The organism is Variovorax glacialis (assembly GCF_051216375.1).
GTDB lineage: Bacteria > Pseudomonadota > Gammaproteobacteria > Burkholderiales > Burkholderiaceae_C > Variovorax.
Window position 1 is genome coordinate 91,837 of record NZ_JBPJZT010000010.1, and the last position, 25,555, is coordinate 117,391.

General features: G+C 68.3%; 13 protein-coding genes. 11 read left to right on the plus strand and 2 right to left on the minus strand.

Annotated features, from left to right (window positions below):
- Window positions 1-93: 93 nt before the first annotated feature.
- The 5 genes from ACSFBL_RS24585 to ACSFBL_RS24605 are packed head-to-tail and all read left to right on the plus strand — an operon-like array spanning window position 94 to window position 14,957.
- Entirely contained in the window at window positions 94-7,470 is a 7,377-nt protein-coding gene (locus ACSFBL_RS24585) for an amino acid adenylation domain-containing protein (RefSeq protein WP_435518430.1), read from the plus strand.
- Complete coding sequence (locus tag ACSFBL_RS24590) at window positions 7,467-12,488, plus strand: amino acid adenylation domain-containing protein (RefSeq protein WP_435518431.1); 5,022 nt, start codon at window positions 7,467-7,469, stop codon at window positions 12,486-12,488. Before ACSFBL_RS24585 ends, ACSFBL_RS24590 begins: the two co-directional genes overlap by 4 nt.
- A 9-nt stretch (window positions 12,489-12,497) precedes the next feature.
- Entirely contained in the window at window positions 12,498-13,211 is a 714-nt protein-coding gene (locus ACSFBL_RS24595) for a 4'-phosphopantetheinyl transferase family protein (RefSeq protein ID WP_435518432.1), read from the plus strand.
- Entirely contained in the window at window positions 13,208-14,014 is an 807-nt protein-coding gene (locus tag ACSFBL_RS24600; protein WP_435518433.1) for an alpha/beta fold hydrolase, read from the plus strand. Before ACSFBL_RS24595 ends, ACSFBL_RS24600 begins: the two co-directional genes overlap by 4 nt.
- Window positions 14,007-14,957: a serine aminopeptidase domain-containing protein gene (locus tag ACSFBL_RS24605; RefSeq protein ID WP_435518434.1), complete on the plus strand. Its 951-nt coding sequence runs from the start codon at window positions 14,007-14,009 to the stop codon at window positions 14,955-14,957. Before ACSFBL_RS24600 ends, ACSFBL_RS24605 begins: the two co-directional genes overlap by 8 nt.
- Window positions 14,958-14,987: 30 nt before the next feature.
- Here the strand turns inward: ACSFBL_RS24605 and ACSFBL_RS24610 are convergent, their stop codons facing one another.
- Both ACSFBL_RS24610 and ACSFBL_RS24615 read right to left on the minus strand, forming a co-directional pair.
- Window positions 14,988-18,137, minus strand: a complete 3,150-nt coding sequence (locus tag ACSFBL_RS24610; RefSeq protein WP_435518435.1) for an efflux RND transporter permease subunit — start codon at window positions 18,135-18,137, stop codon at window positions 14,988-14,990.
- Window positions 18,134-19,390: an efflux RND transporter periplasmic adaptor subunit gene (locus ACSFBL_RS24615; protein ID WP_435518436.1), complete on the minus strand. Its 1,257-nt coding sequence runs from the start codon at window positions 19,388-19,390 to the stop codon at window positions 18,134-18,136. The genes ACSFBL_RS24610 and ACSFBL_RS24615 overlap by 4 nt, the downstream gene beginning before the upstream one ends.
- A gap of 205 nt (window positions 19,391-19,595) precedes the next feature.
- Between ACSFBL_RS24615 and ACSFBL_RS24620 the strand changes: the two genes are divergently transcribed.
- From ACSFBL_RS24620 to ACSFBL_RS24645, 6 genes are all read left to right on the plus strand, one after another.
- The gene (locus ACSFBL_RS24620) at window positions 19,596-20,093 is read left to right on the plus strand and encodes a hypothetical protein (RefSeq protein WP_435518437.1); all 498 of its coding nucleotides are present in this window, start codon (window positions 19,596-19,598) and stop codon (window positions 20,091-20,093) included.
- A gap of 145 nt (window positions 20,094-20,238) precedes the next feature.
- Window positions 20,239-21,609, plus strand: coding sequence for a tRNA (N6-isopentenyl adenosine(37)-C2)-methylthiotransferase MiaB (gene miaB, locus ACSFBL_RS24625; protein ID WP_435518438.1), 1,371 nt, complete (start codon window positions 20,239-20,241; stop codon window positions 21,607-21,609).
- Window positions 21,609-23,036: a sensor histidine kinase gene (locus ACSFBL_RS24630; RefSeq protein ID WP_435518439.1), complete on the plus strand. Its 1,428-nt coding sequence runs from the start codon at window positions 21,609-21,611 to the stop codon at window positions 23,034-23,036. The genes miaB and ACSFBL_RS24630 overlap by 1 nt, the downstream gene beginning before the upstream one ends.
- A 30-nt stretch (window positions 23,037-23,066) precedes the next feature.
- The gene (locus ACSFBL_RS24635; protein WP_435518440.1) at window positions 23,067-23,720 is read left to right on the plus strand and encodes a hypothetical protein; all 654 of its coding nucleotides are present in this window, start codon (window positions 23,067-23,069) and stop codon (window positions 23,718-23,720) included.
- A 38-nt stretch (window positions 23,721-23,758) separates the two neighbouring features.
- The gene (locus tag ACSFBL_RS24640; RefSeq protein ID WP_435518515.1) at window positions 23,759-25,156 is read left to right on the plus strand and encodes a sigma 54-interacting transcriptional regulator; all 1,398 of its coding nucleotides are present in this window, start codon (window positions 23,759-23,761) and stop codon (window positions 25,154-25,156) included.
- A 197-nt stretch (window positions 25,157-25,353) separates the two neighbouring features.
- The gene (locus tag ACSFBL_RS24645) at window positions 25,354-25,554 is read left to right on the plus strand and encodes a hypothetical protein (protein ID WP_435518441.1); all 201 of its coding nucleotides are present in this window, start codon (window positions 25,354-25,356) and stop codon (window positions 25,552-25,554) included.
- Window position 25,555: the final 1 nt, after the last annotated feature.

The following is a 25,555-nucleotide window of genomic DNA, read 5'->3' on the forward strand; positions in this document are numbered from 1 at the left end:
TAGGCCCTGATACATCTCCTGCCGAAAAGACGTAACGGTTGAAACAATAGGGCTTACCCGAAGGGCAAGGGCATTTTGCGGAGTCAGCAGTCCATGGAACAACAGCCTCTATCCCCATCATCGCCCGAGGCAGCGGCGCTCACGTTGACCGACCTGTTCGTACGCCCGACCGGCAGCGCGCCCCAGACTCGCCAGAGCGGCAGCGCCGACTTGTCGCCTGTCCTCGCCGCAAAACTGGCCGCACTGACGCGGGCATCCCGACTCCTCCCCGACACGCTGCTTGCAGCGGCCTGGTGCCTCCTACAATCACGCTGGCTGGGAACGCCTGTGGTGGAGCTTCGCGAATCGGTGGACGCTCGCATCGTCGGCACTGCGATCCATTGCAATGGCGATGCGCCTGCGGGCCAGTGGCTCGTCGAGGTCGATCAGGCTCGTCGCAACGCTGGCACCATCCCGGCCGCCGACGAACCGCCCTTTGCGCTGTGGATTCGTGACGGAGCGCCCGGCGGTGGCGACGAGGGTCCGATGCTTCAACTCGGGGCCGCTTTCCCGTCTGACCAGACAGCCGCACTTCATATGACGGCCGCTGCCGCGCTGCTGGAGAGCGCAGTCGCCGAAATCCTGCTGGCCGCGCTCATCGACACGGCATCCGATCTGCTGGAGCGGCGGCCGACGGCCACTCTGCGCGAGATCCGCACGCTGCCGGCATCCGACCGGCAGCAGCAACTGGAAGTCTGGAACATCCCGGCGTCGCCCTACGACCCGGCGCTGACCGTCCACGCCATGTTCGAACGCCAGGTCGCGGCGCAGGCCGACGCCATCGCGTTGATCGGCGAAGAGGGATCCCTGAGCTACCGCGCGCTGTCCGATCGGGCCGACCGCATGGCGCGCAGGCTGCAGGCGCGCGGCGTCCGCGCCGGCGATACCGTGGGCGTGATGCTCGACCGGTCGAGCGCCGCGGTGGTTGTCCTGCTCGGCATCCTGAAGGCCGGCGCGACCTACGTTCCCGTGCAGCCGGACTTCCCGCCCGAACGCATCGCCTTCATGCTGTCGCACTCCGCGGTCGGGCTGGTCGTGACCCAGGCCGCGCACCGGCCACTCGTTCCCGCAGGACGGGCGCTGCTGTCGATCGACGAGGCCATGGAAGACGACGCCTCGCTGCCGCCGCTCGCGACCGCAGCGGCAGGCGGCGAATCGGTGGCCTATGTGATGTACACGTCGGGCTCGACCGGCACGCCCAAGGGCATCGAGATCTGCCACCGCTCGATTCTTCGGCTGGTGGTCGATGCGCGATATGTCGAACTCCCGCCCGGCGAAGCGATGCTGCACGCCGCGCCGCTCGGGTTCGATGCTTCCACGCTGGAGATCTGGGGCCCGCTGCTGAATGGCGGCATCTGCGTGGTCCACGACGAACAGGTGCCGACCGGGGCCGGCCTCGCGCGCACCATCGCGCTGCATTCGGTCAAGAGCGCCTGGCTCACGGCCGCGCTTTTCAACGCGGTGGTCGATGACGATCCGGCGCAACTGGCCGGCCTGCGGCAACTGCTGACCGGCGGCGAGGCGTTGTCGGTGCCGCATGTGCGCCGCGCCATGGCCGCCTTGCCCGGTCTCACGCTCATCAATGGCTACGGGCCGACCGAGTGCACGACCTTCGCGGCCACGCACCGCATTCCGCGCGACCTGCCGGCCGACGCGCGTTCGGTGCCGATCGGACGCCCCATCAACGACACCGCCCTGCGCGTGCTCAGCCCGGCGATGGCAATGCTGCCCGCCGGCCTGGTCGGCGAGCTCTGCATCGGCGGACGCGGCCTGGCGCGCGGCTACCTGCAGCGCCCCGACCTCACCGCGGAGCGCTTCGTCCCCGATCCGTTCGGCGGGCCTGATGACCGCCTCTATCGCACCGGCGATCAGGCGCGCTGGCTGCCGGACGGCACCATCGAGTACATCGGCCGCATCGACGGCCAGGTCAAGATCCGGGGTCACCGCATCGAGACAGGTGAAGTCGAGGCAGCGCTGCTTGCCCATCCGGGCATCAAGTCCTGCGCTGTCATCGCGCGCGCCGACGCAGCGGGACGGCTTCGCCTGGTGGCCTACCTGGTCGCGCGTGGCGCAGAAGTGCCATGGACGAGCCTGCGCCAGCACCTCGCCGAACGCCTGCCCGAAGCGATGCAGCCCGCGGCACAGGTCTGGCTCGACCAACTGCCAGTGACGAACAACGGCAAGCTCGATCGCCGCGCGCTGCCCGAGCCGCCGAGGCAACGGCCCGAACTCGCGCAGACCTTCGAGGAACCGCGCGACGATGCCGAGCGCAAGGTATGCGCAGCCTTCGCACGCGCCCTCGGCATCGACCAGGTCGGCCGCAACGACAACTTCTTCGACCTCGGCGGTGACTCGCTGCTGGTGCTCAAGGTTCTGAAGGATCTGCAGCGCGGCAGCGATCGCCGCCTGTCGACCAACCTGTTCTTCCGCCAGCCCACGCCCGCGGCCCTCGCCACCGGGATGCAGGACAGCGACGCCAACACGCCGCAACGCGAGGCCGCAAAGCCCGCGCCGCAAGCCACGCAGGACATGGAGCCGGTGGCGCTGATCGCCATGGCCGGCCGTTTCCCCGGTGCCGCGGACGTCGAGCAGTTCTGGGACAACCTGATGGCGGGTCGCGAGTCGATCACCTTCTTCGACGATGCGACGCTGGACGCCGGCGTCAACGCCGCGCTGCGGGCCGACCCGTCCTACGTGCGCGCACGCGGCGTGATCGACGACATCGAGCAGTTCGACGCGGCCTTCTTCGGCATCAATCCGAAGGAAGCGGAGCTCATGGATCCGCAGCACCGCGTGTTCCTCGAGATCTGCTGGGAGTGCCTGGAGCGCGGCGGCTACGTGCCTGACCAGGCGCCCGGCCCGGTGGGCGTGTACGGCGGCATGTACAACGCCACCTACTTCCAGCGCCACGTGTCGGCGCACCCGGACCTGGTCGACATGGTCGGCGAATTCCAGGTGATGCTCGGCAACGAGAAGGACTACATCACCACGCGCGTGGCGAACCGTCTGAGCCTGACCGGCCCCGCCGTGAGCGTGCACACCGCCTGCTCGACCTCGCTGGTGGCGGTGGCACAGGCCTTCCATGCGCTGCGCACCAGCCAGTGCCGCATGGCACTCGCGGGCGGCGCGTCGGTGACCTGCCCGCCGCGCAGCGGCTATCTGTACAACGAAGGCTCGATGCTGTCGCCCGACGGCCACACGCGCAGCTTCGACGCGAAGGCGAAGGGCACGGTCTTCAGCGATGGTGCGACCGTCGTGCTGCTCAAGCGCCTGTCCGACGCGATCGCCGACGGCGACACCATCTATGCCGTGCTGCGCGGCGCGGCCGTCAACAACGACGGCGGCGCCAAGGCCAGCTTCACCGCACCGAGCGTCGACGGACAGGCGGCGGTCATCGAAGCCGCGCTGGCGTCGGCCGGCGTCGAGGCCCGCAGCATTTCCTACGTCGAGACGCACGGCACGGCCACGCCGATGGGCGACCCGATCGAGGTCGAAGGCCTCACGCGCGCCTTTGCGGCGCACACCGCGGACACCGGCTTCTGCACCATCGGCTCGCTGAAGAGCAATGTGGGCCACATGGTCACCGCCGCCGGCGCCGCCGGACTCATCAAGGCCGCGCTCTCGATGCATTCGGAAGCGATCCCCGCCAGCCTGCACTACGAGTCGCCCAACCCGGCGATCGATTTCGACGCCTCGCCCTTCCGGGTGAACGACCAGCTGCGCGCCTGGCCGCGCGAAGCCACGCCGCGGCGCGCGGGTGTCAGCAGCTTCGGCGTGGGCGGCACGAACGCGCACGTGATCATCGAGGAGGCACCGCTTCGCACGCCTTCCGATGCAGCGACCGGTCCGCAATTGCTGACCTTCTCTGCCCGCTCGCCGGCAGCGCTCGCCGCCGCGGCGGGCCGCCTGGCCGATCACCTCGATACGCATCGCGAGGTCTCGCTGGCCGACGTCGCCCACACGCTGCGCGTCGGCCGCAAGCAGTTCGCACATCGCGCCTGCGTGGTCGCCGAGTCCTTCGACGAGGCGGTCGCGGCGCTGCGCACCGCCGACTCGCCCGCGCGCGCCGGTGGCTCGGTCAATGCCTGGGTGCCGCAACCGGTCTTCATGTTCCCCGGCCAGGGTGCGCAGTACGCCGGCATGGGCCGCGCGCTTTACGCGGCCGATGCGGTCTTCCGCGCCGCCTTCGACGATTGCCTGCGGGCCTTCGACGGTGTCCTGGGCTTCGATCTCCGCGAACGCATGTTCTCGGACGAGGCCTCGGCGCTCACCCCCACATCGGTCACCCAGCCGGCCACCTTCGCGCTCGAATACGCGCTCGCGCGCCAGCTCATGGCACTGGGCGTGACGCCGGCCGCCATGGTCGGCCACAGCGTCGGCGAGTTCGCCGCCGCCGTGCTGGCCGGCGTGATGCGCCTCGAAGACGCTGCGCGGCTCGTGGCACGGCGCGGCGCGCTGATGCAGGCGCTGCCCCCCGGCACGATGTTGTCCGTGCGGCTCGGTGCCGCCGAGTTGCTGCCGCTGCTGCCCGAAGGCATCTCGCTGGCCGCCGACAACGGCCCGGCCGTCTGCGTGGCGGCGGGTCCCAGCGATGCGATCGAGAACCTGCGCGCAGCGCTGGAAGCCAAGGGCATCGTCGCGAGGACGCTGCAAACCTCGCACGCGTTCCACTCCGCCATGATGGAAGCGGCCGTCGCACCCTTCGAGGCGCTGGTTCGCGAGACGCCGCTGTCTGCCCCGAGCCTGCCGATCTATTCGACGCTCACCGGCCGCCTGCTGACGGACGCGGAAGCGACGGACCCGCACTACTGGGCACGCCACCTGCGCGAAACCGTGCGCTTCTCGCCCGCGGTGCGCGAAGTGCTCGGCCAGCTCGCGCATCCTCTCTTCATCGAGATCGGCCCCCGCAATACCTTGGCGACGCTGGTGCGCCAGCACGCCACCAAGGCCGTGCCCGCACCCGCGGCGTCGCTGCTGCCCGACCCGGCGCAGGGCGAGAGCGCCGCATGGCGACTCGCCGCCGGCCGCCTCTGGACGCAGGGGGTCGAGATCGACCTCGGCGCCCTCGACACGCGCGCGCGCAAGCATCGCGTGCGCCTGCCGACCTATCCGTTCGAACGCAAGCGCTTCTGGGTCGAGATGGCGGTGGCCACCACCGTCCCGGCCGTGCCCGAGACCACCAGCGTGCCGGTCGCCGCCGCTGCGCCCGCGTTCGACGCTTCCGCTTTTCCTGCCCTTTCCATTCCTCTTTCCCCATCGATCCCGGAGTTGACAATGACTGTCGCTGCTGTCGCCTCTTCCGCGCCCCCTGCGCGTCGTGCATCCCTCGTCACGCGCCTGCGCGATCTGTTCGAGAACCTCTCGGGCGTCGACATGACCGACGTCGAAGGCGCGGCACCCTTCGTCGAGATCGGACTCGACTCGCTCACGCTCACGCAGGCCGCACTGCAGGTCAAGAAGAACTTCAAGGTCAACCTCACCTTCCGGCAACTGATGGAGAGCTATCGCAGCTTCGATGCGCTGGCGGAGTTCCTGGATGCCACGCTGCCGCCCGATCCGGTGGCAGTCGCGGCGCCGGTGGCCGTGCCCGCGGCGGCGGCCATGCCGCAACAGGCAGCGGCGGTGCAAGTGCCCGTCATGCAGGTGATCCAGCCCGCGGCCGGTCTCGCCGCCGGCAATGGCTCGCTGATGCAGCAGGTCATCGCGCAACAGATGCAATTGATGCAACAGCAACTCGCATTGCTGTCGGCGGCGCCGACGGCTCCGGTTAGCCCTGTGCTGCCGGCGCCGGCGACGGAGCAACCTACGCCCATGGCCACCGCCGCGGCCACGGCGTCCAATTCCCCCACGCCGGCTGCTGCCGAAGAGCCCGCCGCGCCCCTGCAGAAGTACGACGTCAAGAAAGCCTTCGGCGCCATCGCGCGCATCCACACACAGAGCAAGGAGCCGACCGAGCGGCAGAAGGCGCGGCTGGCCGCCTTCATGCGGCGCTACGTGGAGCGCACGCACAGCAGCAAGGCCTTCACCGAGCGCAACCGTCCGCACATGGCCGATCCGCGCGTGGTCAACGGCTTCCGCCCGGCGACGAAGGAGATCACCTACCAGATCGTCATCGAGCGCTCCAAGGGCTCGCGGCTCTGGGACATCGACGGCAACGAATACGTCGACACGCTGAACGGCTTCGGCATGAACCTCTTCGGCTGGACGCCGGACTTCATCAACGACGCGGTGCGCAAGCAGCTCGACCTGGGCTACGAGATCGGTCCGCAGCATCCGCTGGCCGCCGACGTGACCCGGCTCCTGTGCGACCTCACCGGCTTCGACCGCGCGGGTCTGTGCAACACCGGCTCCGAGGCCGTGATGGCCGCCCTGCGCATCGCGCGCACGGTCACCGGCCGCAGCACGGTGGTGCTGTTCACCGGTTCCTACCACGGCACCTTCGACGAAGTGCTGGTCCGTGCGGGGCGCAGCGCCAAGGGCATGTCGGCAGCGCCCGGCGTGCTGCAGGGCATGTTCGGCGATGTCCGGGTGCTGGACTACGGCACGCCGGAAGCGCTGGAGTTCATCCGCGCCAATGCCGACGACCTGGCCGCCGTGCTGGTGGAGCCGGTGCAGAGCCGCCGGCCCGATTTCCAGCCGCGTGAATTCCTCCGCGAGGTGCGCGCCATCACCGAGAAGTCCGAGACCTGCCTGATCTTCGACGAGGTCATCACCGGCTTCCGTTGCGACCTGGGTGGCGCACAGGCCGTGTTCGGCATCCGTGCCGACCTTGCCACCTACGGCAAGGTGCTCGGCGGCGGCTTCCCGGTCGGCGTGATCGCCGGCAAGCGCACCTACATGGATGCGCTCGATGGCGGCCCGTGGCAGTACGGCGACGACTCCGTGCCCACCGTGGGCGTGACCTACTTCGCCGGCACCTTCGTGCGGCATCCGCTGGCGCTCGCCGCCTCCAAGGCCGCCCTCGAATTCCTGAAGCAGGACAACAACAAGCTGCAGACCCAGCTGAACCTGCATACGGCCGCCATGGCGGACGAGCTGTCGGCCTTCTGCCGCGAGGTCGGTGCGCCGGTCGAGATCCGCTACTTCTCGTCGCTGTGGCGCGTGAGCTGGCTGGAAGACCATCCGTTGCAGGACCTGCTGTTCGCGATGATGCGCAGCCGCGGCGTGCACATCCTGGACAACTTTCCCTGCTTCATGACGACCGCGCACACGCAGCAGGACATCGCGACCATCAAGTCGGCCTTCAAGGAATCGATCGCCGAGATGCAGGAGGCCGAATTGCTGCCGCGCCGTGCGGCGCCGAAGTCGGCTTTCGACCCCTCCCATCCGCCCGTGCCAAATGCACGTCTTGGTCGTGACAAGGACGGCCAGCCCGCATGGTTCGTTCCCGATCCGACCGCCCAAGGCAAATTCATGAAGTTCCAAGCATGACCACAGCCGTCCTGACCCCTTCCGATGACAGCGTCGTGGACGAGTTCGACCCGTTTGCAGCCGGCCTGATCGAGCGCATCGTCGCGACGACCGAGGCGCAACGCGAAGTCTGGCTCGGCGATCGCCTGAGCCCCCAGGCATCGCTGGCGTACAACGAGTCGCTGCGGCTTCGCCTCAAGGGCCGGCTGGACACGCGCGCACTGGGCGAGGCGCTCGACCAGCTGGTGGCACGCCACGAATCGCTGCGCTCGACGATTTCTCCCGACGGTACCCAGTTGCTGATCGGCGAGCCCGCGCCGCTGCGACTGAGCCAGCATGACCTTCGGCATCTGGACGCAGCGGCACAGCAGCGCCGGTTGGAGGAAGACGGCCAGGCCGCCGTGCAGGAGCCCTTCCTGCTCGAGACGGGTCCGCTCTTCCGGGCCGCGCTCTACCAGCTGTCCCCGACCGACCATGTGCTCGTGATGACCGCGCACCACGCCATCTGCGACGGCTGGTCGTGGGGCGTGATCAGCCAGGACCTCGGCATGCTCTATGCCGAACAGATCGGCGCGGGCCCCGCGCTCGAACCGGCGGCGCGCTATTCCGACTATGCCGCGTGGGAGGCCGAGGAAGCATCGAGCCCCGACATGCAGGCGCACGTCGACTACTGGCTCTCCCGCTATGCCGGCGGCAGCCTGCCGGTGCTGGAACTGCCGCTGGACCACCCGCGGCCCGCCGTGCGCACGTTCAGCTCCTACCGCATCGACCACGTGCTGGACCAGTCCCTGATCGACGGCCTGCGCAAGGTCGGTTCGGGAACGGGCACCAGCCTGTTCGCGACGATGTTCAGCGCCTTTGCCGCGACGCTCCAGCGGCTGACGGCGCAGGATGATCTCGTGGTCGGCATCGCCGCCGCGGGCCAGATGCCCAGCGACATGACCAGCCTCGTGGGCCACTGCGTGAATCTGCTGCCGATCCGCGTGGCGGTGGACCCGAACACCCCTTTCGATGCGCTGGCACGCCAGTCGGGCACCTTGCTGCTCGATGCCTTCGAGCACCAGACGCTGACCTACGGCTCGCTGCTCAAGAAGCTGCCCGTGCCGCGCGATCCGAGCCGGCTTCCGCTGGTGAACGTGCTGTTCAACGTCGACCGCGATGCGGCGCCCAACGAGGGCAACTTCCCGGACCTGCGCGTCGAGCAGAGCACCATCGCGCGCCGCTACGAGAACTTCGAGCTCTTCCTGAACGTCACGCCAGTGGTCGGCGGCATGCAGATGGAGGCGCAATACAACGCCGACCTGTACGACGATGCCACGGTGCGCCGCTGGCTCGGCATGTATGAATGCCTGCTGCGCTCGGTGGTGAGCGATCCGGCGCAGCCCGTCGGCAAGCTGCAAGTGCTGTCGGCCGACGAGGCGCGTGCGCTCACCGCGCTTCAACCGGCGCCGACGCCGCTCGACGGTGAGCCGCTGATGCACGCCGGCTTCGTGAAGCATGCGGCCACGCAACCCGAGCGGCCGGCCCTTCGCGACGGCGATCGGCGCATGAGCTACCGCGAACTCGACGCTCGCTCGAACCGCCTCGCGCATGCCTTGCGCGCCCGCGGCATGGGCCGCGGCCAGCGCGTCGGCCTGTGCCTGGACCGCGGCACCGACATGTTCGTGGCCCTGCTCGCCGTGCTCAAGAGCGGCGCCGCCTATGTGCCGCTGGACCCCGCCTTCCCGCAGGCCCGTCTCGACTACTACGCCGAGGATGCGAGCCTGGGCCTGTTGCTGACCGCTTCGTCCATTACCGCCGCGCCGGCCAACTGGTGCGCCGATGCCGCGCAACGCGTGTTCCTGCTCGACCGCGAGACCGCCTGGCTCGACGAGCCGGCGACACCGCTCGCAGCCGGACCCCAGGACGCAGAGGCCGAGGACACGGCCTACGTGATCTACACCTCCGGCTCCACCGGCAAGCCCAAGGGCGTGTGCGTACCGCACCGTGCCGTCGCGAACCTGATGCAGACCATGCAGCGCGAGCCGGGCATCTCTGCGCAGGACCGACTGGCCGCGGTGACCACGCTGTCCTTCGACATGGCCGTGCCCGAAGTCATGCTGCCGCTGGCGGCGGGCGCCGAGATCGTGATCGTGCAGCGCGAAGTCGCCATGGACGGCAACCGCCTGCGCGGACTCCTCGAATCCGAAGCCATCACCATCCTGCAGGCCACGCCCGGCATGTGGCGCCTGCTGCTCGACGCGCAATGGTCGGGCGCACGCGGCTTCCGGGCCTGGATCGGCGCCGAACCCGTGCCGGCGGACCTTTCACTCGAACTGCTCGACCGCAGTTCCGAGCTCTGGAACCTGTATGGCCCGACCGAGACCACCGTGTGGTCGACGGTCTGGCGCATGGAGCGGCCGCGCATCGCGGCACGCGGCGTGTCCATCGGCCGCCCGATGGCGAACACCGGCGTCTGGATCCTGGACAACAACCTGCAGCCCTGTCCCATCGGCGTGCCGGGCGAGATCTGCATCAGCGGCATGGGCGTGACACTGGGCTACCTCGACCGCCCCGAACTCACGGCCGAGCGCTTCGTGACCACCGCCATCGACGGCGTGGAGACGCTGATCTACCGCAGCGGCGACCGCGGCCGCTGGCGCAACGACGGACTTCTGGAGCACATGGGTCGCTTCGACTTCCAGGTGAAGGTGCGCGGCTACCGCATCGAACTCGGCGAGATCGAGGCACGCTGCAACGAAGCATCCGGCGTGGCCCGCAGCGTCGTGGTCACGCGCGAGGACCAGCCCGGCGACGTGCGCCTGGTGGCCTACCTCGCGACCTCCCCCGGCGCCACCGTCGACCTCGCGGCGCTGGACCGTCATTTGCGCAGCCGCCTGCCGCAGTACATGGTGCCCCAGCACGTCGTCACGCTCGATGCGATTCCGCTGCTGCCGAACGGCAAGGTTGATCGCAAGGCCCTGCCCAAGCCCAGCGCGACCCGGCAGGAAACGACCGAGCGCATCGCACCGCGCAACGACCGCGAGCGCGTCGTGATGGAAACCATGGAGCGCGTGCTCAACCTGCCCGGGCTCGGCATCCGCGACGACTTCTTCGCGCTCGGCGGGCATTCGCTGCTGGCCGCGCGCGTGTCGACGCTGCTGAGCCGCGAGTTCGGCGTGACCGTGCCGCTGCGCACGCTGTTCGAAGCCCCGACCGCCGAACGGCTGGCCGCGGCAATCGACGACCTGAGCGGCGACAACGCGCCGCACAGCGAACCGATTCCCCACAAGGCCGGACGTCGCAGCGCGCCGCTCACGCCCATGCAGGAGCGGATCCGCTTCGTCGAGGAAATGCATCCGGGCCGCTCGGTCTACAACGCACCTTCGGCGCACCGTCTCGGCGGGCCGCTGGACATTCCCAAGTTCAACGCCGCGCTGCGCGAGATCATCCGCCGACAGGCTTCGCTGCGCACGTCGGTCGGCGTCGACCCGCAGACCGGCGAGCCGGTGGCGCTGATCGCCGACCGCATCGACTACGAACTGCCGCTGGTCGATCTGGGCAGCCTTCCCGAGGACCAGCGGGAGAACGAACTGCTGGAGCTGATGCAGGAGCTGGCCGATCGCCCGATCGACATCCACAAGGCACCGCTCTTCCACGCCGCGCTCTACAAGGTCGCGGAGGACGACCATGCCTTCGTCTTCGTGCCGCATCACCTGGTGTGGGATGGCTGGTCCTTCGACGTCCTGCAGTCCGAGCTGTCGCAGATCTACGGCGCCATGGTGCGCGGCGTGCCGCACGGCTTGGCCGAGCCGGCCCTGACGCACGGCGACTACGCCGAGTGGTATGCGAACTGGCTGGAACAGCCGGAGATGGAGACCCAGCTTCAATACTGGAAGAACCGCTTCGCGAACTCGCCGACGCCCAAGGCACCGCAAACCGACATGCCGCGCCGCGCGGGCATGAGCGGCCAGGGCGGCACGCACTGGATCAGCGTCGACAAGGGGATGACCGAGCGACTGCGCGACGTCGGGCGCGGCCACAACGTCACGCTCAACATGCTCACGCTCGGCGTCTACATCCTGATGATGAGCAGCGTGATCGACACGCGCTCCATCGTCATCGCGACGCCGGTGCGCGGCCGCGAGGCGCCCGAGACCGAGTCGATCATGGGCTTCTTCAACAACGTGCTGCCGCTGTCCTTCCAGATCGACGGTTCGCTGCGTTTCGGGGAGTTCATGCGCTACGTCAAGCAGGAGCTGCTGTCGGTCATGAACTACCAGCAGGTGCCCTTCGAGCGGCTGGTGGTCGAGCCCGAGTTCGTCGAGCGCGCCCAGGGCGTGGGCCTCTACCAGGCGCTGTTCTCCTTCCAGGATGCGCGCGAACGGCCGCCAGGCATCGGCGACCTGCAGGATCGGCAGATGCACCTGCTGCAGCGCGGCGCGACGGACGACCTCGGCATCTGGCTCATGGACAAGGCCAAGGGGCTGGAAGGCGCGATCACCTACAACGCCGACATCTACCGTCGCGAGACGGGCGCCGCCTTCAAGGAACGCTATGTCGAACTGTTGACGCTCGTGGCGCAACGGCCGGACGACACGCTGGAAGCGCTCTGGACGTCGGGCGAGTCCGAAAGCAAGAGCTACCTGAAGCGCCTCGCGGCCGGCAACACGCCGTCGCCGCAGGCCGCGCCGCCCGTCGCCTCGGTCCCGGAAGAAAAGGGACCGCCGGCGCTGCTGCTGCCGGAACAGGCCCGCCTGGCCCAGATCTGGGCGAGCGCACTGAGCATCGACGTCAACGACATCCGCGCCAACGACAACTTCTTCGACCTCGGCGGCGATTCGCTGCTGGCGATGCGCGTGCTGCGGCAGGCGGAACAGGTGCTAGGCTTCCGGGTGGAACCGCGGCGCTACGTGTTCGAGAGCCTGGGACAACTGGCCTCGGCCGCCGCAGGGACTGCCATCGACGCCGGCGAAGCTGTCGCGGAAGCCTCGGCGGACAGCGGGGCGAAGAAGGGCCTGCTGGGTCGCGTTTTCTCGGGTTGGGGCCGCAAAGGCTGAAGGGTTGCCATGTCGATCGTCCAGATTCCTTCCGTGGCGCACTGCCAGTTGTGGCGCGTGGATCTCGATGTGGTGCCGGGCCCGGAGGCGGCGGCATGCCTGTCGGACGAGGAGTGGGAAAGGGCCCATCGCTTCGTCTTCGCGCGGGATCGGCACCGCTTCATTGCCGCGCATTCGGCGCTTCGCGGCGCTCTGTCGGCCCACACGGGCATCCCGGGCGCATTCTTGGACTTCGCGCACGGCGCATTCGGCAAGCCCCGGCTGGTGGACCCGGTCGGCGTTCGCTTCAACCTGAGCCACAGCCAGTCGGTCGGACTGATCGCGATCAGCATGGATTCGGAGGTCGGTGTCGACGTCGAGTTGCTGCGCCACCTGCCGGACGCCGAGGCCCTGGCCGAAGCGCATTTCACCGACGCGGAACGGCGTGCGCTGAAGGCCGTCTCGCCCGACGAGCGGGACCGCGCCTTCCTGCGCTGCTGGACGCGCAAGGAAGCCTGCCTGAAAGCCACGGGGATGGGCCTCAGTGCCGATACCCGCGGTTTCGAGGTCGGCCTCGACGGCGATGCGCGCGAAGTGCAGGTTGCCGGTGACGGGAGCCTCGTGCGCCTGGCACTGAGTTCGTTCGATGGCGGGCAGGGTGTGGTGTGCGCGGTCGCGCGCATCCTGGCGGTGGAGGCGATCGCGCCGCGCCCCATGATGCAGGAAAGCGAGTTGTACGCATGACCCCGATGCTCTTCGGCCCGGCCTCGCGCCAGTTGTTCGGGCTGTACCACGCGCCGGAGCGCGAAGGCAACGTCTCCGTGCTGATCTGCCAGCCCTTCGGCCAGGAAGCGATCCGCGCGCACCGCCTGTTCCGCGTGCTCGCCGACCGGCTCGCGCGCGCAGGCGTGGCGGTGCTCCGCTTCGACTACTACGGCACGGGCGACTCGCCCGGCGACGACGTCGAAGGCGAACTCGAGGGCTGGCGGCGCGACGTCTGCACGGCGCACGAGGAGTTGCGCAGGCGAGCGGGCGCGCGGCGCATCATCTGGCTGGGCTCGCGCCTGGGTGCCGCGATCGCGGTGCTGGCGGCCAAGAGCGGTCGCTGCGACCCGTCGCGCCTGATTCTCTGGGATCCCATCGTCGACGGCACCCGCTATCTGGACACGCTTCGCGCCGGCCACGTCGACGCGCTCGAGCGCTCCTACTGCGTTCCCGATCCGACGTGGCGCCGCCGGCTCGTGAAGGATCCGGACGCATTCACCGACGAACTCTTCGGCTTCGGCGTCTCGCCCGCCCTGAGGCAGCAATTGCGCTCGCTGTCATCCTCAACATTGCAGTTGACCGCGTTGCACGAAACCGTGATGCTGGCGGACGCGGAAGACCATGCAGCGCACGGGTGGGCGAAGGCGGAGGCTGGCCGGCACATGCCTGTGAAGATTTCCGATTTCCACCATCCGCTGATCTGGACCTCCGATCCGCACCCCAATAACGCCATGGTCCCGACCGAAGCGCTGCAACGTCTCCTGGCTGAAGTTCATGATTGATTGCAAGGAAACCCCCGTTCAGTTCGGGCCCGACGGCTCGCTGATCGGCATCGTCACGACGCCTGCCGACGGCCCGATGGGTCCGGTCGCCTGCCTGATGCTCAACATGGGGGCGAACCACCACATCGGCCCCCGCCGCATCAACGTGAAACTGGCCCGCCAGCTGGCGACCCGCGGCATCAGCAGCATCCGGCTCGACCTCGCCGGCCTGGGCGACAGCGGTCCGGCCAGCGGCTCGGAGCATTTCCTGACGCAGGCGGTGTACGACCTGCAGGCGGCGATGAATCTCATCGAAACCATGCTCGGGGTGCGCCGATTCATCGTGATCGGGCTCTGCTCGGGCGCGACCAACGGCCTTTCGCTCGCCGTCGCCGACGCGCGGGTGGTCGGCCTCCTGATGTTCGACGGCTATGCGTTCCCCGGACGCCGCACCCGCATGGAACGCATGCTGCGCCGGGCGCTGGCAGCGCCGACCAATCCGGCCTTCATCGGCAAGACGGTGCGCTGGGTCCAGCGCAAGCTGTCGCCGAGCGCGGCGGCCGCGGCGGCACCGCATATCTTCGAGCCCGATCCGCCGGAAGTGACCGCGGCGGCGTTTCGCCGGTCGATGTCGCAAGTGGCGGCGCGCAATCTGGCCGTGCTGCTGCTCTACACCGGGACCATGCACGTCACGGACCGGAATCGCGATCAGCTCGGACCGTTTGCCGATGAGCCGTTCATGCGCCAGTTCGAATACGAGTTCATCGGCGAGATCGACCACGGCCTGACGTCGATGGCTGCGCAGCAGACCTTCATGGCGGTGGTGTGCGACTGGGTGCTGCGCGTGACGCATGGCGGGACGTCCGCCTTGTCGCAACTGGCCCCGGCATTGGCGGGGCGCTCGCCCGCACGGGCGGGCTCGCGGCGCACCGCACAGGCGTTCGCCCGCGACGCGCTGCCCTGATGACCGCCGCGCTCGCGCGGCGTGCACCGTTCACGTCGCCGCGCCAGCCGCGTGCGGCACCTTTTCGCCGGGCAGTTCCTGCATCGGTCCGCTGCCGCTGTAGCGGTCGAGCGCGAGGTAGATCGCCGGCGTGATGTAGAGCGTGATCACCTGCGAGAAGATCAGCCCGCCGACCACCGCCACGCCCAGCGGCTGACGCAACTCGGCGCCGGCGCCCAGGCCGAGCGCGAGCGGCAGTGCACCCATCATCGCGGCCAGGGTGGTCATCAGGATCGGACGGAACCGCAGCCGGCACGCCTCGCGAATCGCGTCGACCGGCTTCATGCCCTCGACGCGCTGCGCCTCGAGTGCGAAGTCGATCAACATGATCGCGTTCTTCTTCACGATGCCGATCAGCAGCAGGATGCCGATGGTGGCGATCAGCGTGAGGTCGAAGCCGAAGAGCTTGAGCGACAGCAGTGCACCCACCGCGGCCGAAGGCAGGCCGGCCAGGATGGTGAGCGGATGGATGTAGCTCTCGTAGAGCACGCCCAGGAGCACATAGATCACCAGCACCGCCAGGATGAGCAGCACCGCCTGGCTCGACTGCGAGCTCTGGAACACCGCCGCATCGCCGCCGTAGCTCGTGATGATCGAGACCGGCATCTTCAGCTCGGCCTTGAACTGGTCGATCTTGGCCGTGGCGTTGCCGAGCGGCACGTCCGGCGCGAGGTTGAACGACACGGTCACCGCCTGGAGCTGGCCCTGGTGGTTGACCGAGGTCGGCCCCACCGTGCGCTTGACCGTCGAGAAGGCCGAGAGCGGCACCAGCTGGCCCGCCTTGTTGCGCACGGACAGGCGCGACATGTCTTCCTCGAACTGACGGTCGCTGTCGGAGGCGGAGAGGATCACCTGGTAGGTATTGCTCGCGCCATAGATGCTGCCGATCTGGCGGTCGCCGTAGGCGTTGTAGAGCGCGGTGCGCAGGTCGCCCACCGCGACGCCGAGCACGCCGGCCTTGTCGCGGTCGATGTCGAGCGTGGCCTGCAGGCCGCGGTTCTGCGAGTCGCTGGTGACGTCGCGGAAGTCCGTATCGGCGCGCATGCGCTCCATCAGCTTGTCGGCCCACACGCCCATGGTGCCGGCATTCACGCTCTGCAGCGTGTACTGGAAGCGGGCCTTGCTCTGCCGGCCGCCCAGCCGCAGGTTCTGCACGGGCTGCATGTAGACGGCGATGCCCGGGATCTCGCGGAAGCGCTTGCGCAGCGATTCGAGCACCTGCGGCATCGGCGGGCGCTCCTTGCGGGACTTGAGCACCGCGAACAGCCGGCCCGAGTTCTGCGTGGCCGTCGGGCCGCCGACGCCGATGAAGGAATTGACGTAGTCCACGCTGGGGTCGGCCTGCAGCGCCTCGGCCACGCGATCCTGCAGGGCCTTCATGGCGGGGAAGGAGATGTCTTCGGCCGCCTCGGTCGTGATCTGGATCTGGCCGATGTCCTCTTCGGGGAAGAAGCCCTTGGGGATGGTGATGAACATCCAGGCCGTCAGCGCGAAGGTCGAGGCGGCGAGGGCGAGCATGATCGGCCGGTGACCCAGGGTCCAGTCGAGCGTGCGCATGTAATTGCCGTGCACCCAGCGGTAGCCGCGCTCGAAGGCCCGGCCGATGGCGGTGCCCGGCTCGGGATGCTCTTCCTCGTGATCGACCTTCCCGCCGTCGCGTGGCGTGTGCTTGAGCAGCCGGCTCGCCAGCATCGGCACCAGCGTGAGCGAGACGATGGCGGAAACCATCACGGCCAGTCCCACCACCACGGCGAATTCATGGAACAGCAGGCCGATGACGCCCGGCATGAAGAAGATCGGAATGAACACCGCGACCAGCGAGATCGAGATCGAGATGATGGTGAAGCCCACCTCGCGCGCACCGCGCAAGGCCGCCGCGAAAGGCTCCATGCCCTTCTCGACGTAGCGCATGATGTTCTCGAGCACGACGATGGCGTCGTCCACCACCAGGCCGACGGCCAGCGTGATGCCAAGCAGCGACACGTTGTCCAGGCTGTAGCCGAAGGCGTAGAGCAGCGCCACCGCGCCGATCAGCGAGATCGGGATCGTCAGCGCGGGGATAAGGGTGGCCACCAGCCGATGGAGGAACAGGAAGATCACCAGCACCACCAGCAGGATGGTGCCGAGCAGCGTGAGCTGCACGTCGTGCACGGCTTCGCGGATGGAGAGCGAGCGGTCGTTGACCAGGTTGATCTCGACGGACTGCGGCAGCTCTTCCTTGAAGCGGGGCATGAGCGCGCGCACCGCATCCACCACCTGCACCGTATTCGCGTTGGGCTGGCGCTGCACGGCCAGCTGGATCGAACTCTGCCCGTTGAAGCTGCTCGCGGTCTTGACGGACTCGAAGCTGTCCTCGATGGTCGCGACTTCGTCGAGCCGCACCGGCGCGCCGTTGCGCTGGCCGACGATGACCTTGGCGAAATCCGCCGCCTTCAGCATCTGTTCGTTGGCCTGGATGGTGAGCGTCTGCCGGGGACCGTCGAGCACGCCGACCGGCGTATTGGCATTCGCCAGGCGCACGGCATTTGCGAGCTCGTCGAGCGTGATGTTCCGTGCGTTGAGCAGGTTGGCATCGGCCTTGACGCGCACCGCGAAGCGCTTCTGCCCGTACACGCCGACCTGCGCCACGCCGTCGATGGTCGACAGGCTCGGTGAAATCAGGTTCTCGGCATAGTCGTTCAGCTCGGCCGGCGTCATCGAGTTGGAGACCATCGCGATGAACAGCACCGGCGCGTCGGCCGGATTGACCTTGCGGTAGGAAGGCAGCTGCGTCAGCTCCTGCGGCAGTTGCCGCTGCGCGCGCAGAAGTGCGGCCTGCACGTCGACCGCGGCCGCGTCGATGTCCCGCGAGCTGACGAATTCGAGGGTGACCGAGGTCACGCCCTGCGTATTGACCGAACTGATGGTCTGCAGGCCCGGGATCGTGGAGAACTGCTTTTCCAACGGCAAGGCGACCGATGACGCCATGGTGTCCGGACTGGCGCCGGGCAACTGCGCGTTGACGTTGATGACCGGCGTGTTGTAGCTGGGCAGCGCCGCGACGGGGATCTGGAAATAGGCAAAGATGCCGATCACCACCACCGCGGCGGAGAGCAGCACCGTCATCGCAGGACGACGGATGCACAGCTCGGAGATGTTCATGTGTGCTCCCGCTCGGCGACGAGGCTCGCGTTGGAGGGGGCGACCGATGCGGCGCTGCCCGGGCCGGGAGCTGCCGACTCTCCGGGTTTCTGCGCCGGCACCGGCGCATCGAGGCGCACCTTGCCGCCGGGCCGCACGTTCTGCTTGCCTTCGATGACCACCTGCTCGCCCGGCTCGACGCCGCGCACCGCGACCTGCGTGCCGAAGGTGTAGAGCGATTCGACCTTGCGGCGCGACGCCTTCCTGTCGGCGTCGACCACGTAGACGGACACGCCGTCCGCCAGCATCATCAGCGCGGAGGCCGGAAGCACGGTGGCGTCCTTGATCGTTCGGACGGTCACGCGCGTCTCGACGAACTGGCCGGGCCAGAGGCTCTGGTCGGCGTTGTCGAACACCGCCTTGGCGCGCACGGTCCCGATCAGCGGATCGACCGTGTTGTCGACGAAGCTCAGCGAACCCTTCAATGGCTCCTTGCGACCGGTCACGGCTGCTTCGACCGGCGTGTGCGAACGCGCCGCTTCCAGCAGGTCCTGCAGCTTCCCTTCAGGCACCGGGAAGCTCACCGCGATCGGATCGAGCTGGGTGATGGTCACCAGCGACAGGCTCGGCTGGACCAGCGTGCCCGGGTAGATATTGACTGCGCCGATGCGACCCGCGATGGGTGCGCGCAAGGTGGTGTAGCCCAGCGCCACCTGAGCGGACTGCACCGCAGCGCGATCCGCGGCGACCGCCGCGCGTTGGGCCTCGAGCTGCGACAGGGTGGCGTCGGCGGCGCTCTTGGCGATGAAGTTCTGCGCCACGAGATCCTGGCTGCGCTTGTATTGGCGCTCCAGGTCGGCCAGCATGGCTTCGTCACGCTGCTGCTGCGCCTTGGCCTTCGCCAGGTTGGCCTGGTCGGGGCGGTCGTCGAGCGTGAAGAGCAACTGGCCGGCCTTGACGAACTGGCCCTCCTTGACGTGCACGTCCTTCACCGTATTCGTCACCTGCGGCCGCAGGTCGACGCTGTTGAGCGACACGACGCTGCCGTTGACCTGCACGGTGACCGGCACATCCTGCTTTTTCGCGGCCGCCAGGGTGACCAACGCGGGAGCGCCTGTCCCGGCCGCTCCCGCGCCGGGCTTGCCGGGACTGGCACTGGTGGTCGCAGCGCCCTCGGCGGTTCCGCGCGTCTTGGCGCCCGACCACCACCAGGTGCCCGCTGCTGCGGCCACGACCAGCACACCCGACAGGGTGAGAACGAGATTCTTCTTCATGGGGCGTTGATATTGGATCGAAAGGGGCCGGTCGCTATGTCGCACTATTTTCCGGCGGCATTTATTGGAGCAGTGCAATCAGAAAAGAGCCCATGGCCGCCGTAAAGATAAGTAAAGCGTTCATGCACGATGGCACGTTCCGCGGCTTCGTCTGAAAAGATGCGACCGCTAGAATCGCCGCTCCCACAGCCTCTGGATGTACCCCATGAACCGCTGCAAAAACCCACTGAACGCTCTCATTTTAGTAGCGCTGAGCGCAGTGCTGATGCCTGCTGCTGCTCTTTATTCCGCAAGCGCCGCCGCCCAGTTGCAGGATCCGTCCGCCACGCAGAACGAGGCCACCAACGGCGGCCGCAATTTTCCGAATGGCACGCTGCGCGGCAAGTTCATGGTGGTGAACGCGCCGGAAATAGTCCTCGACGGCCAGGCCGAGCGCCTTTCCCCCGGTGCGCGCATCCTCGGCGCCAACCGCATGCTCGTCATGCCCGCGTCGATCACCGGCCAGAACCTGCTGGTCAACTACACGCGCGACGCGGCCGGGATGGTCCGCGAAGTCTGGATTCTCACGCCGGACGAAGCCCGGGCCAAGCGGGCATCCGCCGAGAAGCCGTTGCTGAACTTCTGGCCCTTCGTGGCCGACAGCGGCCCGCGCGACGACGGCAAGACGCCGTTCGACCAGCTGCCCAAGTACGAGAACAAGTAGCTCGCCCCCAGGCTTGCTCACTTCGTGTAGCCGCCTACCCCCTGCCGGGGGCGACACCGGCGGCCTGGCGGAGCCAGTCCCGCGGTGTCTTGCGACGCCGCCTGCGCTCGATTGCAGCGCCATTTCATTTTTTCGGGAGAGCGTCATGACGCCCAAAGTTTTTATCAAGACCTTCGGCTGCCAGATGAACGAGTACGACTCGGACAAGATGGCCGACGTGCTTCGCGCGGCCGATGGCTACGAGCCGACCACGAATGTGGACGAGGCTGACCTGATCCTTTTCAATACCTGCTCCGTGCGCGAGAAGGCCCAGGAGAAGGTGTTCTCCGACCTCGGCCGCGTCAAGCATCTCAAGGCGAAGGGCGTGAAGATCGGTGTCGGCGGCTGCGTCGCGAGCCAGGAAGGCGCGGCCATCATCGCGCGTGCGCCCTACGTCGACGTGGTCTTCGGACCCCAGACCCTGCACCGCCTGCCGGACATGCTGAACCGGCGCGAGCGCGAAGGACGGCCGCAGGTGGACATCAGCTTTCCCGAGATCGAGAAGTTCGATCACCTGCCGCCCGCACGGGTCGAGGGCGTGACCGCCTTCGTCTCGATCATGGAGGGCTGCTCCAAGTACTGCAGCTACTGCGTCGTTCCCTACACGCGCGGCGAGGAAGTGAACCGGCCGCTCGACGACGTGCTGGTCGAGGTGGCCGGACTGGCGGACCAGGGGGTACGGGAAGTCACCCTCCTGGGGCAGAACGTGAATGCCTACCGCGGCCGCATGGGCGACACCGCCGAGATTGCCGACTTCGCGCTGCTCATCGAATACATCGCGGAAATCCCGGGCATCGAGCGCATTCGCTACACGACGAGCCACCCCAACGAATTCACGCCGCGGCTCATCGAGGCCTACGCGCGTGTGCCGCAGCTCGTGAGTCACCTGCACCTCCCCGTCCAGCACGGCAGCGACCGCATCCTGATGGCGATGAAGCGTGGCTACACGGCGATGGAATACAAGAGCACGGTGCGCAAGCTGCGCGCGATCCGCCCCGGGCTGGCGCTGAGCAGCGACTTCATCGTCGGCTTCCCCGGCGAGACGGATGAGGACTTCGGCAAGATGATGAAGCTGATCGACGACCTCGAATTCGACGCAAGCTTCAGCTTCATCTTCAGCCCGCGCCCCGGCACGCCGGCCGCCGCGCTGCACGACGACACCCCGCATGCGGTCAAGCTGGCGCGGCTGCAGAGGCTGCAGGCGGTGATCGACGGCAACGTCAAGCGCTTCGGCGAAAGCCGCGTCGGCACGGTCCAGCGCGTGCTGGTCGAGGGTGCCTCGCGGAAGGACGCCCGCGAACTCATGGGCCGCACGGAGTGCAATCGCGTCGTCAATTTCGAGGGCGATGCGCGCCTGGTCGGCGAGATGGTCGACCTGCGCATCACGCGCTCGCTGGCCTACACCTTGCGCGGCGAGGTCCTGACCGCCGAATCGACTCGGGCGGCCGACCGAAGCGCCCTGGTGCCGGCCGCCTGATGGCGAAGCTGAAGGCCGCGCGCGGTTCTTTCCAGCAGCTGCTGCTGTTCGCGTTCCTCCTGATCACCGCGCTGCTGGTAGGGGTCGCGCTGCGCGCCGTCTTCCAGTACGACCTGCTGATGACCGAAAGCCGCGACGCGGCGGCGCGTGCGCTCACTCTGTCGGGCGCGGCGCAATCGCTGGCGGAACGCAGCGCGGCGATGGAGCGCGCCGCCCGCCAGTCGCTGGTGCTGAACGATGCCGTGCTGCGGCGCCGCTTCGACGATGCCGCCCGCGATGCCCGCCAGGTGCTCGACCGCCTGGCCACGAACGGCCTCTCCGCCGACGGCCCCGACAAGTGGCGCGCGCAGCTCGACGTGATCCAGGGCCTGATGAGCGGCGCCCCCGAAACGGCCCTGGCGCGCGAAAGCTCCATGGCGATGCAGTTCCGCGATCTCGATGCGGTGAACACCGACATCGCGCAGCAGGCGCAGTTCCTGATCGAGACCCAGAACAAGGCGCTCGCGGAACGCATCGAGACCGCCCGTACGCGCCTGATGCGGCTGGTGGTGGCGGCCAGTGCACTGGCCGTGTCGCTCGCGCTCGCCTTCGGCGTTTGGCTGGCGCGGCCGTTCAAGCGGCTGCAGCGCGCCATCGTCGGGCTGGGCGAAAACCGCCTGGACGAGCCGATCGACATCCACGGTCCCTCCGATGTCCGCCGCGTCTCCCAGCAGCTCGAATGGCTGCGGCTGCGGCTCACCGAACTGGACGCCGACAAGGCACGTTTCCTGCGACACGTCTCGCATGAACTCAAGACGCCGCTCGCCGCCCTCCGTGAGGGTGTTTCGCTGCTGGAAGACGGCGTGACCGGCGCGCTGAATCCCGCGCAGCGCGAAGTCGCGCAGATCCTGCAGCAGAACACGATCTCGCTGCAGGGGCAGATCGAAGCCCTGCTGCGTTTCAACGCCGCGGCCTTCGAGGCGCGGCAGTTGCACCGCCAGCGCACCCCGCTGATCCCGCTGATCGAGGACCAGATCGAGGCGCAGCGCCTCCAGTGGCAGGCCAACGGACTCACCGTCCGCGCCGAAGGCGAGCCGATCTCCGCCGTGGTGGATCCGGTCAAGCTCGGCACCGCCCTGGCCAATCTGCTGTCGAATGCGATCCGGTATTCGACGCGCGGCGGCACCATCACCATGGCGGTTTCGAGCACGGCCGACACCGTCTACATCGACATCCAGGACGCCGGGCCCGGCATTGCCGACAACGACCGCGACCGCATCTTCGAGCCATTCTTCCGCGGCGAGCGGCAACCCCAGCACGCGGTCAAGGGAACCGGTATCGGCCTCTCGATCGTGCAGGAGTACATTGCAGCCCATGGCGGCCGCGTCACGCTGCTGCCCGGTGGGCCGGGTGCGCGATTCCGCGTCGAGTTGCCGCGCTCCGCCTGACGTCCACCGCCCCACGCGCCTTTCCGACCCATGTGTTTTTCGATCTTTCGCAGATCCGCCCTCGCCGCGACGATCGCCTCGGCACTGCTGTTTGCCGGCTGCGCGTCGCCGCGCAAGCCGCCGGCCGAAGCCGTTGCAGTGACCGTCGTGCCGACGCCTCAGCCTCCCCCCATCACGCCGGTCGAGGCCGAGCCGATCGCGCCCGCCACGCTGCCAGGCGGCCTCTTCACGCAGCAGGCCCCGGGCCCGGTCGGCGCCATGATTGCGTACGCCGACAAGGTGCGACAACTCGGCCCGCCCGAACTCGCGAACGAATTGGCACGGCTGGGTGACCTCATCGAGACGCCCACCACGCAGATGCAGACGGCGATCGTGCTTGCCCAGACGCGCGCACCGGCTGACCTCGCAAAGGCGCAGGGGCTGCTCCAGCGGGTGATCACCAATCCCTCGGCCGATGCGCTGCCGCTGCAGCCCCTGGCCCGGGTGCTGGCGGCGCGCTACGCGGAACAGCGGCGCGTCGAGGACGACCGTGACAAGCAGGCACAGCAGGTGCGCGACAGCCAGCGACGCATCGACCAGCTCAATGATCGGATCGAGGCCCTGCGCGCCATCGAGCGCAGCTTTGCGCGCCCGAACCCGGCCGCGGCACCGACCCCCGCGAACAACACGAAGCCGCCACAGTGATCACGCCCGTCCCGCCTTCGCCTGCCAAGGATCCCGCCGTGGCACCGGGCGGTGACGCGCGCGGCGCCCGGCTGCTCGTCGTGGACGACGATCCGGACATGCTCCGGCTCCTGTCGATGCGACTCACGTCGGTCGGCTACCAGGTCACCGCCGTGACCTCGGCGGAATCGGCACTGACGCAACTCGAGATCGAACACCCGCAACTCGTGCTGAGCGACGTCAGGCTGCCGGGGCGCGACGGACTCGCGCTGTTCGACGAGATCCGCAAGCGGCACCCGACCCTGCCGGTGATCCTGCTGACCGCGCACGGCACGATCCCCGACGCGGTCGAAGCCACGGCGCGCGGCGTCTTCACTTACCTGACCAAGCCCTACGACGGTCGCGAGCTGCTCGACAAGATCGCGCAGGCGCTTGCGCTCGGCGCCCCGGCGGCGGCGCCCGGCAAGGGCGGCGACGAAAGCTGGCGTGCGGAGATCGTCAGCCGCAGCAACCGCATGTCGGAGTTGCTGGCCGAAGCCCGCATGGTCGCCAAGTCGGACGCCAGCGTCCTGCTGCGCGGCGACAGCGGTGCCGGCAAGGAACTGCTCGCCCGCGCGATCCACCGCGCCAGCGCACGCGCCGACAAGCCGTTCGTGGCGGTCAATTGCGGCGCCATCCCGGAAGCGCTGCTGGAATCGGAGCTGTTCGGCCACATGAAGGGCGCCTTCACCGACGCTGTGGCCAATCACAAGGGCCTGTTTCAGCAGGCGGACGGCGGCACGCTGTTGCTCGACGAGATCGGGGACATGCCGCCGGCGCTGCAGGTCAAGCTGCTGCGCGTGTTGCAGGAACGCGCGGTGCGTCCGCTCGGCGCCAGCCAGTCGATCGCGGTCGATGTGCGGATCATCTCCGCCACCCATCGGGACCTGGACGCCGCCATGGAAGCCGGCCAGTTCCGCGAAGACCTGTATTACCGTCTCAACGTCGTGACATTGAGCCTCCCGCCCCTTTCGGCGCGGCGCGAGGACATTCCGCTGCTGGCGAATCACTTCCTCCAGCGGCTGTCGACCAAGTACGGCAAGCGGCTGTCTGGCTTCGCGCCCGAGGCGCTGAAGGCGCTGACGACCGCCTCCTGGCCGGGAAATGTGCGCCAACTCTTCAACGTGGTCGAACAGGTGTGCGCCCTCTCCAGCTCGCCCCTGATCCCGCTGGTGCTGGTGCAGCGCGCGCTGCGCGTGCCGAGCGTCGAAGTGCAGACCTATGCGGAGGCGAAGCAGCGTTTCGAGCGCGATTACCTGGTCGGCCTCCTCAAGCTGACCGACGGCAACGTGGCCGATGCCGCACGCCTCGCCGACCGCAATCGGACGGAGTTCTACCGCCTGCTGCAGAAGCACGAACTGACGCCCGGCCATTTCAAGGCCGACGTGCCGTCGCCGGGACCCGAAGGCGGTCGCTGACCAGCGACACCCCTAAGTCGTTGATTTGATTGGCTTTTGCTGGTCAGGCACGGCGAGTTGTCGGGATTCGGCGACAGATTCGGGGGTTTTGGGGCCATTCTGGCCTCCGCGCCCCGATCGAGACCGGAAAAATCATCCCAAGCGGTTGATTTGAAAGGGTTTTCCGGCGCTGGCACAGGGCTTGCCCTAGTAGAGGCATGACAGCACTTACCAGCCCCTCTTTCGCGATGCGTCCGCAGCGCGACGGCCTGCGTCAAAAGCAGTTTTCCCTCTCGCGGCCCCGTGCCGCGGGTCAGTCGCTGGCAGCACTCGAAGCCTCCAGCGGCATCGCGCCGGATTGCGTGTTCAAGCGCTTTCCGGCAATCGGCGACACGCCTTCCGTCCAGAAGCACAGGTAAG

Excerpts from the sequence above, each read along its gene's own strand:
- ACSFBL_RS24635 (WP_435518440.1), top strand. The coding sequence starts at position 23,067 with ATGTGTTTTTCGATCTTTCGCAGATCCGCCCTCGCCGCGACGATCGCC.
- ACSFBL_RS24620 (WP_435518437.1), top strand. The coding sequence starts at position 19,596 with ATGAACCGCTGCAAAAACCCACTGAACGCTCTCATTTTAGTAGCGCTG.
- ACSFBL_RS24590 (WP_435518431.1), top strand. The coding sequence starts at position 7,467 with ATGACCACAGCCGTCCTGACCCCTTCCGATGACAGCGTCGTGGACGAG.
- ACSFBL_RS24600 (WP_435518433.1), top strand. The coding sequence starts at position 13,208 with ATGACCCCGATGCTCTTCGGCCCGGCCTCGCGCCAGTTGTTCGGGCTG.
- ACSFBL_RS24615 (WP_435518436.1), bottom strand. The coding sequence starts at position 19,390 with ATGAAGAAGAATCTCGTTCTCACCCTGTCGGGTGTGCTGGTCGTGGCC.
- ACSFBL_RS24645 (WP_435518441.1), top strand. The coding sequence starts at position 25,354 with ATGACAGCACTTACCAGCCCCTCTTTCGCGATGCGTCCGCAGCGCGAC.
- ACSFBL_RS24605 (WP_435518434.1), top strand. The coding sequence starts at position 14,007 with ATGATTGATTGCAAGGAAACCCCCGTTCAGTTCGGGCCCGACGGCTCG.
- ACSFBL_RS24595 (WP_435518432.1), top strand. The coding sequence starts at position 12,498 with ATGTCGATCGTCCAGATTCCTTCCGTGGCGCACTGCCAGTTGTGGCGC.
- ACSFBL_RS24585 (WP_435518430.1), top strand. The coding sequence starts at position 94 with ATGGAACAACAGCCTCTATCCCCATCATCGCCCGAGGCAGCGGCGCTC.
- miaB (WP_435518438.1), top strand. The coding sequence starts at position 20,239 with ATGACGCCCAAAGTTTTTATCAAGACCTTCGGCTGCCAGATGAACGAG.
- ACSFBL_RS24610 (WP_435518435.1), bottom strand. The coding sequence starts at position 18,137 with ATGAACATCTCCGAGCTGTGCATCCGTCGTCCTGCGATGACGGTGCTG.
- ACSFBL_RS24630 (WP_435518439.1), top strand. The coding sequence starts at position 21,609 with ATGGCGAAGCTGAAGGCCGCGCGCGGTTCTTTCCAGCAGCTGCTGCTG.